Annotated in this window: 14 protein-coding genes; 7 read left to right on the top strand and 7 right to left on the bottom strand. The window is 74.7% G+C overall.

All coding sequences use genetic code 11. The features are described from left to right. Positions 1-714: a 2-C-methyl-D-erythritol 4-phosphate cytidylyltransferase gene (gene ispD, locus L6241_RS05240; protein ID WP_368245238.1), complete on the top strand. Its 714-nt coding sequence runs from the start codon at positions 1-3 to the stop codon at positions 712-714. On the opposite strand, the gene L6241_RS05235 is transcribed toward ispD, so the two are convergent. After that, positions 653-1774, bottom strand: a complete 1122-nt coding sequence (locus L6241_RS05235) for an NAD(P)-binding domain-containing protein (protein WP_368245236.1) — start codon at positions 1772-1774, stop codon at positions 653-655. The two genes, ispD and L6241_RS05235, sit on opposite strands and share 62 nt — an antisense overlap. Positions 1775-1831: 57 nt before the next feature. Here L6241_RS05235 and ispF point away from each other — a divergent pair, with 57 nt between their 5' ends. From ispF to L6241_RS05220, 3 genes are all read left to right on the top strand, one after another. Next, the gene (gene ispF, locus L6241_RS05230) at positions 1832-2317 is read left to right on the top strand and encodes a 2-C-methyl-D-erythritol 2,4-cyclodiphosphate synthase (RefSeq protein WP_368245234.1); all 486 of its coding nucleotides are present in this window, start codon (positions 1832-1834) and stop codon (positions 2315-2317) included. Positions 2318-2393: 76 nt separating this feature from the next. After that, complete coding sequence (locus L6241_RS05225) at positions 2394-3455, top strand: hypothetical protein (protein WP_368245232.1); 1062 nt, start codon at positions 2394-2396, stop codon at positions 3453-3455. Then, on the top strand, positions 3452-4111 hold the full coding sequence (locus tag L6241_RS05220) for a hypothetical protein (protein WP_368245230.1): 660 nt from the start codon (positions 3452-3454) through the stop codon (positions 4109-4111). Before L6241_RS05225 ends, L6241_RS05220 begins: the two co-directional genes overlap by 4 nt. Positions 4112-4114: 3 nt before the next feature. Here L6241_RS05220 and L6241_RS05215 read toward each other — a convergent pair whose 3' ends face one another. Continuing rightward, positions 4115-4834 carry a type 1 glutamine amidotransferase gene (locus tag L6241_RS05215; RefSeq protein ID WP_368245228.1) on the bottom strand — a complete coding sequence of 240 codons (720 nt, stop codon included), beginning with the start codon at positions 4832-4834 and terminating at the stop codon, positions 4115-4117. Further along, positions 4827-5183, bottom strand: a complete 357-nt coding sequence (locus L6241_RS05210; protein ID WP_123093549.1) for a hypothetical protein — start codon at positions 5181-5183, stop codon at positions 4827-4829. Before L6241_RS05210 ends, L6241_RS05215 begins: the two co-directional genes overlap by 8 nt. 129 nt (positions 5184-5312) lie before the next feature. Here L6241_RS05210 and L6241_RS05205 point away from each other — a divergent pair, with 129 nt between their 5' ends. Together L6241_RS05205 and L6241_RS05200 are read left to right on the top strand one after the other, a co-directional pair. Next, positions 5313-6401, top strand: coding sequence for an S-(hydroxymethyl)mycothiol dehydrogenase (locus L6241_RS05205; RefSeq protein ID WP_368245227.1), 1089 nt, complete (start codon positions 5313-5315; stop codon positions 6399-6401). Continuing rightward, positions 6401-7051, top strand: a complete 651-nt coding sequence (locus tag L6241_RS05200; protein ID WP_368245226.1) for an MBL fold metallo-hydrolase — start codon at positions 6401-6403, stop codon at positions 7049-7051. Before L6241_RS05205 ends, L6241_RS05200 begins: the two co-directional genes overlap by 1 nt. Before the next feature lie 226 nt (positions 7052-7277). On the opposite strand, the gene L6241_RS05195 is transcribed toward L6241_RS05200, so the two are convergent. Genes L6241_RS05195 through L6241_RS05180 form a run of 4 tightly spaced genes read right to left on the bottom strand, consistent with a single transcriptional unit; the run spans position 7278 to position 11417 of the window. After that, entirely contained in the window at positions 7278-7538 is a 261-nt protein-coding gene (locus L6241_RS05195; RefSeq protein WP_368245225.1) for an HPr family phosphocarrier protein, read from the bottom strand. 18 nt (positions 7539-7556) lie between these two features. Next, on the bottom strand, positions 7557-9650 hold the full coding sequence (locus L6241_RS05190; RefSeq protein WP_368245223.1) for a fructose-specific PTS transporter subunit EIIC: 2094 nt from the start codon (positions 9648-9650) through the stop codon (positions 7557-7559). A gap of 40 nt (positions 9651-9690) precedes the next feature. Further along, a complete protein-coding gene (locus L6241_RS05185; RefSeq protein WP_368245222.1) occupies positions 9691-10653 on the bottom strand; it encodes a 1-phosphofructokinase family hexose kinase in 963 nt (320 codons plus the stop codon). After that, positions 10650-11417: a DeoR/GlpR family DNA-binding transcription regulator gene (locus L6241_RS05180; RefSeq protein WP_068269863.1), complete on the bottom strand. Its 768-nt coding sequence runs from the start codon at positions 11415-11417 to the stop codon at positions 10650-10652. Before L6241_RS05180 ends, L6241_RS05185 begins: the two co-directional genes overlap by 4 nt. A 199-nt stretch (positions 11418-11616) precedes the next feature. Between L6241_RS05180 and ptsP the strand changes: the two genes are divergently transcribed. Beyond that, positions 11617-13314 (top strand): phosphoenolpyruvate--protein phosphotransferase, encoded by a 1698-nt coding sequence (gene ptsP, locus L6241_RS05175; protein ID WP_368245220.1) that lies wholly within the window; start codon positions 11617-11619, stop codon positions 13312-13314. Positions 13315-13346 lie beyond the last annotated feature (32 nt).

Below are 13346 nucleotides of genomic sequence, written 5' to 3'. Positions count from 1 at the left end.
ATGCTGACGCAGCACGTCACGCACGACGCCCGCACCGATGACGGTGCGGGCGTCGTCGTCGTGGCGGCGGGCTCGGGCACCCGCCTCGGCGCGCACCGCCCCAAGGCGCTCGTCGAGGTCGCCGGCGCGACCCTGCTCGAGCACGCGCTCGTCGGGGCGACCGGCTCGGGCGCGGGGCACGTCGTCGTCGTCGCCCCGGCCGACCACCTCGCGCAGGCCGAAGGGGTCGTGGCCCGAGTGCGCACCCAGGCCGTCGTCACCGTCGTGCCCGGTGGGGCCGAGCGCACCGACTCCGTCGCCGCCGGGCTCGCGGCGCTGCCGCCGGGTCTCGACGTCGTGCTCGTCCACGACGCGGCGCGCTGCCTCGCCCCGGCCTCCCTCTTCGAGCGGGTGACCGCCGCGGTGCGGGCGGGGGCTGCCGGCGCCGTCCCCGGTCTCGCCGTCGTCGACACGATCAAGGTCGTCGACGAGCGCGGGGCGATCACCGCGACCCCGGCCCGCGCGAGCCTGCGGGCCGTGCAGACGCCGCAGGGCTTCCGCGCCGACCTCCTGCGGGCGGCGCACGCCACGGGCGTCCAGGCCACCGACGACGCCGCGCTCGTCGAGGCGCTCGGTCACGAGGTGCTCGTCGTCGAGGGCGACGAGCGGGCCCTCAAGGTGACGACGGTCGAGGACCTGCGGCGGGTCGAGCGCTGGCTCGTCGAGGGGCGCTGACCTCCGTCAGCTCGGCGTCGAGCCGGTCCCGGACCGCCCGTGCCGCGGCGCGACCGGCCCGGTTGCCGCCGATGGTGCTCGCGGACGGCCCGTACCCGACGAGCTGCACCCGGGGGTCGAGCACGCTCGTCACCGTCGTCTGCACGTCGGACCCGCCCCGGCGAAGGGGGATCCCTCCCCTCGGGCCGCGCAGGCCGAGCGGCGCGAGGTGGCGCAGGGCCGGCCGGAAGCCGGTCGCCCACACGATCGCGTCCACCCGCTCGAGCCGCCCGTCGGCCCAGCGCGCCCCGTCGCGCTCCAGCCGCTCGAAGATCGGCAGACGCCGCTCGTAGACCCCCGTGCGGGCGGCTGCCTCCTCCTGCGGGCGCAGGTGCAGACCGGTGACGCTCACGACGCTCGCCGGGGGGAGCCCGGCATCGAGCCGCTCCTGGACCGCGGTGATCGCCGCGCGCCCGGAGAAGTCCCCGCCGGACCACCGCGGCGGCCGCCGGGTCGCCCACACGACGTCCGCGACGGTCGCGATCTCGCCGATGAGCTGCACGGCCGAGGCGCCCGCCCCGACGACGAGCACGCGCATGCCCGCGAAGTGCTCGCGGCCCGGGTAGGACACGGTGTGCCACTGCTCGCCGGCGAAGTCGCGCTGACCCGGGTAGGTCGGGACGAAGGGGTGGGTCCACGTCCCCGTCGCGTTGACGAGCGTGCGGCTGGTCCACGAGCGTCCGCCCGAGCGCACGACGAGCAGCCCGTCCTCGTCGGTGACGGCGTCGACCCGCACGGGGCGCAGCACCGGCAGCTCCTGGGCCTGCTCGTACTCGTCGAACCACGAGGCGATGACCTGGTTGGCCGGCTCGTCGCCGCGGCCCGGGGCGGGGGCGTCGGGCAGGTCGGCGACGCCGTGCACGTCGTCCATCGTCAGCGAGTCCCAGCGGTGCTGCCAGGCGCCACCGGGACGCTCGTCGGCGTCGAGGACGACGTGCTCCACGCCGAGCCGGCGCAGGTGGTAGGACGTCGACAGGCCCGCCTGCCCCGCGCCGATGACGACCGACTCCCAGATCTGCACGTCGGGTGCAACACCGGCCCCCGCCTGGTTGTGCCCGGGCTGGGGGAGACTGGCGCCATGACTGCGCTGCCCCGCACCGGCATCGGTTTCGACGTCCACGCCCTCGCCGACCCCGCGAGCGGCCGCGAGCTGTGGGTGGGCGGGCTGCTGTGGCCGGGCGAGACCGGCCTCGCGGGCCACTCCGACGCCGACGTCGCGTGCCACGCCGCGTGCGACGCCCTCTTCTCCGCTGCCGGCATCGGTGACCTCGGCGCGCACTTCGGCACCGACCGGCCCGAGCTCGCGGGCGCCTCCGGGCTCACCCTGCTCGCCGAGGCGGCGCGTCTCGTGCGCGAGGCGGGCTTCGAGATCGGCAACGTCGCCGTGCAGGTCGTCGGCAACCGCCCGAAGATCGGCTCCCGGCGCGACGAGGCGCAGCGGGCGATGAGCGACGCGTGCGGTGCGCCGGTCTCGCTCGCCGGCACGACGACCGACGGGCTCGGGCTCACCGGCCGGGGCGAAGGCGCCGCCGCGATCGCGACGGCTCTCGTCGTCAGCGGGTAGTCCTCCCCATGGGCGCCGCCGTCGGGTCTGGCTAGCATCGGCCGGGACCGCGACGACAGGGGAGGTGCGCGGCGCGATGAGCCTCACTCACGGTGGTGACCCGCAGCAGATGCGGGAGGTGGCCCGCCAGCTCGTCGAGTCCGGACGCCGGATCGGTGACTGCGGGCAGGTCATCGCGCACTCGGCCGGGGTGCTCGACGGCGGCTGGCAGGGCCCGGACTCCGCGTACCTGCTCCAGGCGGCGCGCGACTCGCAGGGCCGTCTCGACGGCGCTCAGGAGGCCCTCATCGCCTTCGCCGCGCGGCTCGTCGACCAGGCCGACCAGCAGGACGAGGCGTCGGGCGCGCGGGCCGGTGGCGCGGGCGCGGGCACCGGCGGCGGTCCCCGGCCGCAGGACACCGGCGGCCCCGGTGGCGACGCCCGGGCCGACAACAACGACGCCCGCGACAACCGCTGGTGGTGGGACCGCAAGGACGAGGCCGACTACGAGACGGACGGCGACCCCGGACCCGACGTCGAGATGCCCGACGGTCTCGACCCGGACTCGCAGCTCGCCCGCGACCTCATGGCCACGCCCTCGGGGCGCGAGATGCTCGAGTGGCTGCGGATCAACGACATCGAGATCCGCTACGACGACGGCGAGACCGGCGCCTGGTACGACCCGGGCTCGAACTCCATCACCTTCGGCGTCGACGACCCGAGCCTGCCGGAGGACGAGCGGCAGTACAACGACACCCCGGACACGCTCATCCACGAGGCCAACCACGCGCAGTGGGACGCCCGCGACGAGGGTCTCGAGATCAGCCACGACGACCGCGACGAGTACGTGCAGTCACAGGTCGACGAGGAGATCGAGGGCCAGGTCGACCGGTGGACGTGGAACGAGGAGGCCCGCCAGGAGGGCATCGACGTGCCGGTCGGCGCGGACGAGCAGGCCTGGCGCGACGCCTACGACGCGGCCCTGGCGGGCGGGGCCTCGCAGGAGGAGGCCGCTCAGGCCGGGCACGACGAGATCGAGCTGATGTTCCGCGGCGAGCACCCCAGCGTCAACTACTCCCAGTCCACCGACGGCCAGAACTACTACGACCGGCACCGCGAGGACTGGGACGACCGGCACGACTGGTGGCCCTGGTGGTGAGCCGCCGGGTCGCGGCGCTCGTCGTCGCGGGCGGGCTGCTGGCAGGGTGCGGTGGACAGGACACGAGCACGGAGGGCACGCAGATGATGCAGGAGCGCACGGTCGAGGCCTTCGAGAGCAGCGACCCCTCGGTCGCCTCTCTCGCCCGCTCCGACGAGACGAGGCCGCGCCCGATCGCGACCCCCTTCACCGACCGGTGGCTCGTCATCCAGCTCGAGGCGCGTCACCGGCTGCAGGTCGTCGCGGTGACGCGCGAAGGGGAGCCGCGCGGCGTCGTCCTGTCGGGTCACCCCGAGCGCTGGGCCGAGGTCGTCGAGGGCGTCACCGTCGCGGACGAGGAGACGGCGACCCAGGTCGCCGACGCGTACTCTGCGGCGCTGCGCCCGACCACCGGGGGGGCCAGGCTGCTCGACTCGATCGACGACCTCGACCTGCCCTCCGGCGCCGCGGACCAGGCGCAGGAGCTGCAGCGCGAGCACGGTGCGGACGTCGCCGACCGGTCGGTGACGGCGCTCGACGGCGGCTGGCGCACCCAGCGCTGGTCCACCGAGGACCGCGACCTCGTGCGGCACGTCCTCACGGTCGCGACCGACGGGACGGTCGAGGACGAGCGCACCGTCGTCGAGCAGGACCTCCCGCTGCCGATCCCGCTCTAAGGATCAGCGCGGGCCGAGCAGGCCCGCCCAGGCCGCGACGACGGGCTGCCAGGCCGCGTCCGTCTCGGGCTGGCGACGGGCGATCTCCTCGAGCACGGCGGGCAGCTCGTCCTCCGAGGCGCCGGTCAGGCCCCCTTCGGCCAGGTCCGTGCGCGCCCAGACCTCGACGACCTCCTTCGTCGCCTCGGGGTGGCCCTGGATGCCCCAGACCGAGCCCGCGAGCCGGGCGAGGAGCACGTCGGCGCGGTCGTTGACGGCCACGACGCTCGCACCGGGCGGCAGGGCGACGACGGTGTCGTCGTTCCACTGCGGCACGTGGCAGTCCTCCGGCAGCGCCGCGCCGAGCGGGTCGTCGGCGAGCACCCGGGTCACCGCGCGCGCCCCGACGGTCTGGCCGAGGGGGTTGCGGGTCACCTCGCCGCCGAGGGCCACCGCGGCGAGCTGGTGGCCCAGGCAGATGCCGAGGACCGGTCGCCCCGCCTCTGCGTGGTCACGGATGAGCGCTCGGACCGCGGGCAGCCAGGGCGCGCGGTCGTCCTGCTCGGCCCCCATCGACCCGCCGAGGACGAGCAGGCCGTCGTGGGTGAGCGCGCTCGGCACGCTCTCGCCGAGGTAGGGGCGCACGACGTCGAGCGTGGCACCGGCGTCCTCGAGCCACCGACCGACGAGGGCCGGCGGGCAGGACTGCTGGTGCTCGACGACGAGGACGCGGCGCTCAGGCACGGGGCGGGGGCGGGACGGCGCCGGGGGCCCTGGTGGTGCCCGCCGCGCGGGGCCGGTCGACGAGGACGGCGCCGAGCAGCAGGCCGAAGGTCACGAGCGTGAGGATCGTCTGGGGGGCCGAGAGGATCCACCACGGCAGGCCCGTCCGGTACAGGCGCGGGGTCGCGAGGACGGAGATCACCTGCCACATCTGCGAGACGAGCATCATCACGCCGGCGCCGGCGAGCAGCTGCCACCACCGGCCGGAGTCGCGGCGCATGAGCGCCACGGCGATCATGCCCGCCCCGAGCAGCAGGAACGGCGCGGACCACATGAACCAGCGCGTGATCTCGTGGAGGTGGATGCCCATGGCCGCGATCGTAGGCCGCGGGGGCGGGCCGTGCCCGCCGGTCCGGCGACGGGGTCGGACCCGCCCGCCCGTGGCCACCCCCTTCGCGACAAGATGGGGGCAGACCACCCGCCCGAGCAAGGAGTCCACATGCCGCAGACCGTCAAGGCCGTCATCGCCCGCACGAAGGGGGCCGACGTCGAGCTCGTCGACATCGTCGTGCCCGACCCCGGACCGGGGGAGGCGGTGGTCGCGATCCAGTCGTGCGGGGTCTGCCACACCGACCTCCACTACCGCGAAGGGGGGATCAACGACGAGTTCCCCTTCCTCCTCGGCCACGAGGCCGCCGGTGTCGTCGAGGCCGTCGGCGACGGGGTCACCGAGGTCGCGCCCGGCGACTTCGTCGTCCTCAACTGGCGCGCCGTCTGCGGGCAGTGCCGCGCCTGCGCCAAGGGCCAGCCGTGGTACTGCTTCGCGACGCACAACGCCGAGCAGAAGATGACCATCGCCGAGACCGGCGAGGAGCTCACCCCGGCGCTCGGGATCGGGGCCTTCGCCGAGAAGACGCTCGTCGCCGCCGGCCAGTGCACGAAGGTCGACCCCGACGCCGACGCGGCAGCCGTGGGCCTGCTCGGCTGCGGTGTCATGGCCGGCTTCGGCGCGGCCGTCAACACCGGTGGCGTGACCCGCGGCGACTCGGTAGCGGTCATCGGCTGCGGCGGTGTCGGCGACGCGGCCATCGCCGGCGCGCACGTCGCCGGTGCGACGACGATCATCGCCGTCGACGTCGACGACCGGAAGCTCGAGACCGCCAAGGGCTTCGGCGCGACGCACACCGTCAACGGCGAGGACGAGGACGTCGTCGAGCGGATCCGCGAGCTCACCGGCGGCTTCGGCGCCGACGTCGTCGTCGAGGCGGTGGGCCGTCCCGAGACCTACGAGCAGGCCTTCTACGCGCGCGACCTCGCCGGCACCGTCGTCCTCGTCGGCGTCCCGACGCCCGACCTCGAGGTCACGCTGCCCCTCATCGAGATCTTCGGTCGCGGCGGCGCGCTGAAGTCGAGCTGGTACGGCGACTGCCTGCCCAGCCGCGACTTCCCGATGCTCGTCGACCTCTACCGCCAGGGACGCTTCGACCTCGACGCCTTCGTCACCGAGCGGATCGGCATCGAGGACGTCGAGGCCGCCTTCGCCAAGATGCACTCCGGCGAGGTCCTGCGCTCGGTGGTGACGATCTGATGGCCGAGCAGCAGCTGCCCACCTCGCCGATGGGGGTCCGCGTCGAGCGGGTCCTCACCTCGGGGACCTTCGAGCTCGACGGGGGCTCGTGGGAGGTCGAGAACAACGTGTGGGTCATCGGCGACGACGAGCAGTGCGTCGTCGTCGACGCCGGCCACCAGGCCGGGCCGATCCGCGACGCCGTCGGCGACCGGACCCTCGACGCGATCATCTGCACCCACGCGCACAACGACCACGTCGACGTCGTCGTCGAGCTCGCCGAGGCGCTCGGGGCCCCGATCTGGGTGCACCCGAAGGAGCGCGAGCTGTGGGAGATGACCTACCCGCAGCGGGTGCCCGACGCCGACCTGTCCGACGGGCAGGTGATCGTCGTCGGCGACCTCGAGATGCACGTCATCCACACGCCCGGGCACTCGCCGGGAGCGTGCTGCCTCTACCTGCCGGCGCTCGGGCTGCTCGTCTCGGGCGACACGCTCTTCAACGGCGGTCCCGGGGCGACGGGACGCTCGTACTCCGACTTCGGGACCATCGTCGAGTCCATCACCGAACGCCTGCTCACCCTGCCCGACGAGACCGTCGTCCTCACCGGACACGGCGACTCCACGACGATCGGCGCCGAGGCCGCCGGCCGGGACAGCTGGGGCGAGTAGCCCCCTTCGTCGATCGGTGCGACGACGGGGTCGCGTTCTTCGCTGGTCGAGGTGCGACGGAGGAGCCTCGAGACCACCGGCGCACGTCCGCCCGGTGCCTGACGTCGATGTGTGCGCCTGGTACGCGACATGCCCCGTGCCAGGTGCAGGTATCGCCGTCAGGCGGGGCGGTGGAGCATGACGAAGGCCCCCGCGTCAGGGACGCGGGGGCCTTCGTCGTGCGGGGTCACTCCGCGTCGAGGTCCTGACGCACGAGGTCGGCGATGACGTCGACGGCCTCCTGGCTGTCGGACTCGACGGTGACCTCGGTGCCCTTCTCGGCACCCAGGGTCATGATGAGCAGCGCGGAGGCGGCGTCTACCGGCTCCTCGCCGTCGACCGCGAGGGTGACCTCGGCGTCGAGGGTCTCAGCCCGCTCGGCGATGATCCCGGCGGGGCGGGCGTGGAGTCCGACGGCGGAGCCGACGACGACCTTCGTGCTGGGCATGTGGTGTCTCCTCGGGGGTCAGGCCGCGGCGGTCGCGGGCTCGGGGGTGGTGCTCGACGCGGCCGGCTGGCCGCGCTTCCAGACCTGCTTGAGCGCGAGCACGCTCACGCATGCCACGACCGTACCGATGGCGATGGCCAGGGCGAAGAGCAGGAAGCGGTCGATGGCGAAGAAGACGAAGATCCCGCCGTGCGGGGCGCGGGAGGCCGCGCCGAAGATCATCGACAGCGCGCCGGTGACGGCGCCGCCGAGCATCATCGAGGGGATGACGCGCAGCGGGTCGGCCGCGGCGAAGGGGATGGCCCCCTCGGAGATGAAGGACGCGCCGAGCAGCCAGGCCGCGCGACCGTTCTCCTTCTCCTGCTTGCTGAAGAGCGCCGGGCGGATCGTCGTCGCGAGCGCCAGGGCGATCGGGGGGACCATGCCGGCGGCCATGACGGCAGCCATGATCTTCAGCGAGGCGGGGTTGTCGGGGTTGAGACCGGTCGTGGCGAAGAGGTAGGCCGCCTTGTTGACCGGACCGCCGAGGTCGAAGCACATCATCAGGCCCAGGACGATGCCGAGGACGGCCAGCGAGCTGCCGGTCATGCCGTTGAGCGTGTCGGTGAGGCCCTCGGTGATCGCTGCGAGCGGGCGGGCGAGGAAGAGGTACATGAGGCCGCCGACGACGAGCGAGGTGGCCAGCGGGATGATGACGACCGGCATGAGCCCGGCGAGCCAGCGCGGCGGCCGCAGCGTCGTGAACCAGTACGCGACGAGACCGGCGAGCAGACCGCCGACGAGACCGCCGATGAAGCCCGCGCCCGTGGCGACGGCGACGGCGCCGGCCACGAAGCCGGGGGCGATGCCGGGCCGGTCGGCCAGGCCGAAGGCGATGTAGCCGGCCAGCGCCGGGACGAGGAAGCCGAAGGCGAGCCCACCGAGGGTGAAGAGGACCGCACCGATGTAGGTCATGAGCGCCGACCCGAAGAGGGCGTGCTCGCCGGCGGCCGGCAGGTTGGTCAGGCTGTTGCCGGAGACGATGTCGCCGGCGGTGCCGGTGATGTCGTAGCCGCCGAAGAGGAAGCCGAGCGCGATGAGCAGACCGCCCGCGGCGACGAAGGGGATCATGTAGCTGACCCCGGTCATGAGCGCCTGCTGGATGCGCTTGCCCCAGCCGAGCTGGCGACCGGTGGACCCGATCGCCTCGTCCCCGCTGCCGCTCGCCGCGGCGACGCGCGGGGCGGAGGGGTTGTCGGCGGCCGCGACGGCCTCGTCGAGCATGACGCCGGGCTCGTTGATGGCCCGCTTGACTCCCGACTCGACGACCGGCTTGCCGGCGAAGCGTTCGCGGCCCTTGACTCCCACGTCGGTCGCGAAGATCACGGCGTCGGCGGCCGCGATCTGCTGCGCCGAGAGAGGGTCGGTCACCGAGCTGCCCTGGGGCTCGACGTGGACGTCGATGCCCTTCTCCTGGCCGGAGGCGACGAGGTAGTCGGCGGCCATGTAGGTGTGCGCGATGCCCGTCGGGCACGCGGTGACGGCCACGACCGAGCGTCGGCGGGCCGGCTCGGCGGAGGTGACGGCCGCCGCGGCAGGGGCTGCGGCGGCCGCACCGGCCGTGGTGCTCCCCGTCGTGCTCGACGCGGGGGCGGACCCCCCTTCGGGGGCCGGGTTGACGACGCCCTCGACGAGCGCGACGACCTCCGCGTCGCTGCCGGCGGCGCGCAGCGAGGCGACGAAGTCCTTCTTGACCATCGCGCGGGCGAGCTTGGTGAGCAGCTTCATGTGGTCGCTGCCCCCGCCCTCGGGCGCGGCGATGAGGAAGACGAGGTCGGCCGGGCCGTCCTTCGCGCCGAAGTCGACGGCGGGGGAGAGACGGGCGAAGGCGAGCGAGCCCTGCGTCACCGCGGCGGAGCGGCAGTGGGGGATCGCGATGCCGCCCGGCAGGCCGGTGGCCGACTTCTCCTCGCGGGCCATCGCGTCGGCGACGAGCCCCTCGGTCGAGGTGGCGCGGCCGGCGTCGGCGACGAGGCCGGCGAGAGCGGCGATGACCTCGTCCTTGCTCGCCCCGAGGGGCTGGTCGAGACGGACGAGGTCCGTGGTGATGAGGTCTGGTGACGGCGTTGTCATGACTGGCCTTCCATGAGTGGTGCCCCGGGCGGAGCGGGTGTCAGAGGTGGATGTCGGAGGTCTCGACCCCGGAGGGGTCGACGTGGTCGGGGCCGGGCAGGCCGGTGCCGGGCAGCTGCGCGGCGGCCGAGCCGTAGGCGACGGCGAGCGCGACGCGGTCGCGCTCGGGCAGGCCCCGCAGGGAGCCGAGGAGGTAGCCGGAGAGGGCGGAGTCGCCCGCGCCGACGGTGCTGCGGACCGTGATCTTCGGGGCCCGGCCGAACCAGGCGCCCTCGGCGGTGACGAGGACGGCGCCGGAGCCGCCGAGCGTGGTGAGGACGGCGCCCACGCCCCGCTCGAGGAGCCGGCGGGCGGAGACGACGGTGGGGCGCAGGTCGCCGGCTGCCGCCGCGGCCTCGAGCTCCTCGGGGTCGCCCCCGCCGAGCTGCGTGAGCTCCTCGGCGTTGGGCTTGAGCAGGTCGGGGGCGGCCTGCGGGCCGGCCTCGGCGAGCGCGAGGAGGGGGGCGTCGGAGGTGTCGACGGCGACGGAGACGCCGGCCGCGCGCAGCTGCGGCACGAGCCGGGCGTACCAGTCGGTGGGGGCGCCGGGGGGCAGCGAGCCGCACAGGGCGGCCCAGCGGGACCCGGTCGTGCGCTCGAGCAGGAGGGTCTCGAGGGCCGCGACGTCCTCGGCGCGAAGGGGGGCGCCCGGCTCGTTGAGCTTCGTCGTCGTGCCGTCGGGCTCGGTGATCGTGAGGTTGGTGCGCACCGGGTGGGCGGTGCGGTGCTCGGCGTACCCGACGCCCGCGGCGTCGAGCAGCCGGTGCAGCGGGTCCTCGGACCCGACGGGCAGCACCGCGGTCGCCGCGACACCGGCCATTGTCACGACGCGGGCGACGTTGACGCCCTTGCCGCCCGGCTCGTCGTGGACCTCGGCGAGGCGCAGGACCGCGCCGCGCGACAGCGGCCCGGGCAGGGCGGCCGAGCGGTCGACGCTGGGGTTGGCGGTGAAGGTGGTGATCATGCGATGACGACCTCGATCCCGGTCTGCTCGAGTGCGGCGACGGTGCGGACGTCGACGTCGCGGTCGGTGACGAGCACGTCGACGTCGGAGAGGCGGGCGAAGGAGTAGAGCAGCTCGCGCCCGACCTTCGAGGAGTCGACGAGGGCGACGACGGTGCGCGCCGCCAGGCGCATGGCCCGCTTGACCGAGGCCTCGCTCTGGTCGGGCGTGGACAGGCCGTGCTCGACGGTCAGCCCGTCGGAGCCGAGGAAGGCGACGTCGGTGCGCAGGCGCTGCAGCTGGCGCACCCCGGTCTCGCCGACGGTCGCCTGGGTGACCCCGCGGACGCGACCGCCGAGGAGGTGGACCTCGCCCGGGTGGTCGCTCGCGAGCTGGGCGGAGATCGGCACGGAGTTGGTGACGACGAGCAGCTCGGGGCGGGCCGGGAGCACGGCGGCCAGCTGGGCGGTCGTCGTGCCGGCGTCGAGGACGATCGAGGTGCGGCCCTGGGGGATGAGGGCAAGGGCGGCCTGGCCGATGCGGGCCTTGGCCTCCGAGCTGACCTCGGCGCGGTGGTCGACGCTCGCCTCGCGGCCGGAGGTCTCGTCGACGGGGACGGCGCCGCCGTGCACCCGCCGCACGAGGCCCTGGGTGGCGAGGGCGTCGAGGTCGCGGCGCACCGTCTCGGGCGCGACGTCGAGCTCGGCCGCGAGCGCGGTGACGACGACTCGGCCGTCCCGGCGGGCGAGGTCGGCGATGAGCTGCTGACGTTCGTCGGCGAACACGACGCCTCCTTGCGTGTGCGGCGGCCGGGGTGTCCCGGGCGAGAGTCCGAAACGGTCACCGGTTGTGCCCGTTCATGTGGACTTAGAGATATTTGTATGCCCGTATGTGTGGCTTTGTCAAGGGTTGGGGAGTAAGGTCGGGCTCACGACCCTCAACGGCGCCGTCGTCGGCGCCGACCTGTGACCTCACGGAGGCGAGATGACGACGACGTCCGAGACCGCGACGAGCCCCACGGCCGTCCAGGGCACCGGTGTGGTGCCCGGGGTGGCCTACGCCCGGGCCGTGTGGGCCAAGCCCCAGCCGGAGGTGCCGGTGCGCACCGAGGAGGTGCCCGCCGAGCAGCGCGACGCCGAGGTCGAGCGCCTCGTCGCCGCCGCCGACGCCGTCGCCTCGCGGCTCGAGGAGCGCGCCGGGCGCGTCACCGGTGTCGCCGCCGAGGTGCTCAGCGCGACCGCCGGGCTCGCCCGCGACAAGGGCTGGATCGCCGAGGCGCGCAAGCGCGTGACGAAGGGGGCGGACGCTACCGCCGCGACCGTCGGCGCCGTCGACCACTTCGTCGCCCTCTTCGAGAAGCTCGGGGGCGTCATGGCCGAGCGCACCACCGACCTGCGCGACATCCGCTCGCGGGTCGTCGCCGAGCTCGAGGGGCTGCCCGAGCCGGGCGTGCCCCACCCCGACCACCCCTTCGTCCTGCTCGCCGAGGACCTCGCGCCGGCCGACACCGCCGACCTCGACCCGGCCCTCGTCCAGGCGCTCGTCACCTCGCTCGGCGGGCCGACGAGCCACACGTCGATCATCGCGCGGCAGCGCGGCATCCCGTGCGTCGTCGCCGCCTCGGGGCTCGACGTCGTCGCCGAGGGGTCCTACGTGCTCGTCGACGGCGAGACCGGTCTGCTCGAGGTGGAGCCGGACGCCGAGCAGGCGCGCTCCCGCGCCGAGGTCTCCGCGCAGGAGATGGAGCGCGTCCGGGCCTGGCGGGGCCCGGCCGCCACGAGCGACGGGCAGCGCGTCGACCTGCTCGCCAACGTCCAGGACGGCGACTCCGCCGCGGTCGCCGCGCGCGGCCAGGCCGAGGGCGTCGGCCTCTTCCGCACCGAGCTGTGCTTCCTCGGCCGGGACACCGAGCCCTCCGTCGAGCAACAGGCGAGCATCTACGCCGGGGTCCTGCGCGCCTTCCCCGACGGCAAGGTCGTCACCCGCACCCTCGACGCCGGCTCGGACAAGCCGCTGGCCTTCGTCACCCAGCCCGACGAGCCCAACCCGGCGCTCGGCGTGCGCGGTGCCCGGATCGTCCAGCTCGACGCCGGCATGATGACCCGTCAGCTCGACGCCCTCGCGCAGGCGGCCGGCGAGGTCGGCCGGCCGCTCGAGGACACGTGGGTCATGGCCCCGATGATCGCCACGCCGCAGGAGGCCGCCGACTTCGCGGCGCTCGTGCGCGAGCGCGGGATGAAGCCCGGTGTCATGGTCGAGGTCCCCTCGGTCGCCCTGCAGGCCGAGCAGGTCCTCGAGCACGTCGACTTCCTCTCGATCGGCACGAACGACCTCTCGCAGTACACGATGGCCGCCGACCGCATGGCGCCCTCGCTCGCCGGTCTCACCGACCCGTGGCAGCCCGCGGTCCTGCGCCTCGTCGCGATGACGGCCGCCGCCGGGACCGCGGCGGGCAAGCCGGTGGGCGTGTGCGGCGAGGCCGCTGCGGACCCGGCGCTCGCCGTCGTCCTCGTCGGTCTCGGCATCACCTCGCTGTCGATGGCCGGCGGAGCCCTGCCCGGCGTCGGTGCCCGCCTCGCCCAGGTGTCGCGCGAGCAGTGCGCGACGGCGGCCCGGGCCGCGCTCGCCGCGTCCTCCCCGGCCCAGGCCCGCGAGGCGGCCACCGCCGCCCTCGCCGGGTGAGCGGGGCTGCCCCTGCTCCGCAGTGGCAGGGG

The organism is Janibacter sp. Y6 (assembly GCF_040900765.1).
GTDB lineage: Bacteria > Actinomycetota > Actinomycetes > Actinomycetales > Dermatophilaceae > Marihabitans > Marihabitans melonis.
This window is presented reverse-complemented; position numbering and strand designations above follow the sequence as displayed.

Excerpts from the sequence above, each read along its gene's own strand:
- ispD (WP_368245238.1), top strand. The coding sequence starts at position 1 with ATGCTGACGCAGCACGTCACGCACGACGCCCGCACCGATGACGGTGCG.
- ispF (WP_368245234.1), top strand. The coding sequence starts at position 1,832 with ATGACTGCGCTGCCCCGCACCGGCATCGGTTTCGACGTCCACGCCCTC.
- L6241_RS05225 (WP_368245232.1), top strand. The coding sequence starts at position 2,394 with ATGAGCCTCACTCACGGTGGTGACCCGCAGCAGATGCGGGAGGTGGCC.
- L6241_RS05210 (WP_123093549.1), bottom strand. The coding sequence starts at position 5,183 with ATGGGCATCCACCTCCACGAGATCACGCGCTGGTTCATGTGGTCCGCG.
- L6241_RS05205 (WP_368245227.1), top strand. The coding sequence starts at position 5,313 with ATGCCGCAGACCGTCAAGGCCGTCATCGCCCGCACGAAGGGGGCCGAC.
- L6241_RS05200 (WP_368245226.1), top strand. The coding sequence starts at position 6,401 with ATGGCCGAGCAGCAGCTGCCCACCTCGCCGATGGGGGTCCGCGTCGAG.
- L6241_RS05195 (WP_368245225.1), bottom strand. The coding sequence starts at position 7,538 with ATGCCCAGCACGAAGGTCGTCGTCGGCTCCGCCGTCGGACTCCACGCC.
- L6241_RS05190 (WP_368245223.1), bottom strand. The coding sequence starts at position 9,650 with ATGACAACGCCGTCACCAGACCTCATCACCACGGACCTCGTCCGTCTC.
- L6241_RS05185 (WP_368245222.1), bottom strand. The coding sequence starts at position 10,653 with ATGATCACCACCTTCACCGCCAACCCCAGCGTCGACCGCTCGGCCGCC.
- ptsP (WP_368245220.1), top strand. The coding sequence starts at position 11,617 with ATGACGACGACGTCCGAGACCGCGACGAGCCCCACGGCCGTCCAGGGC.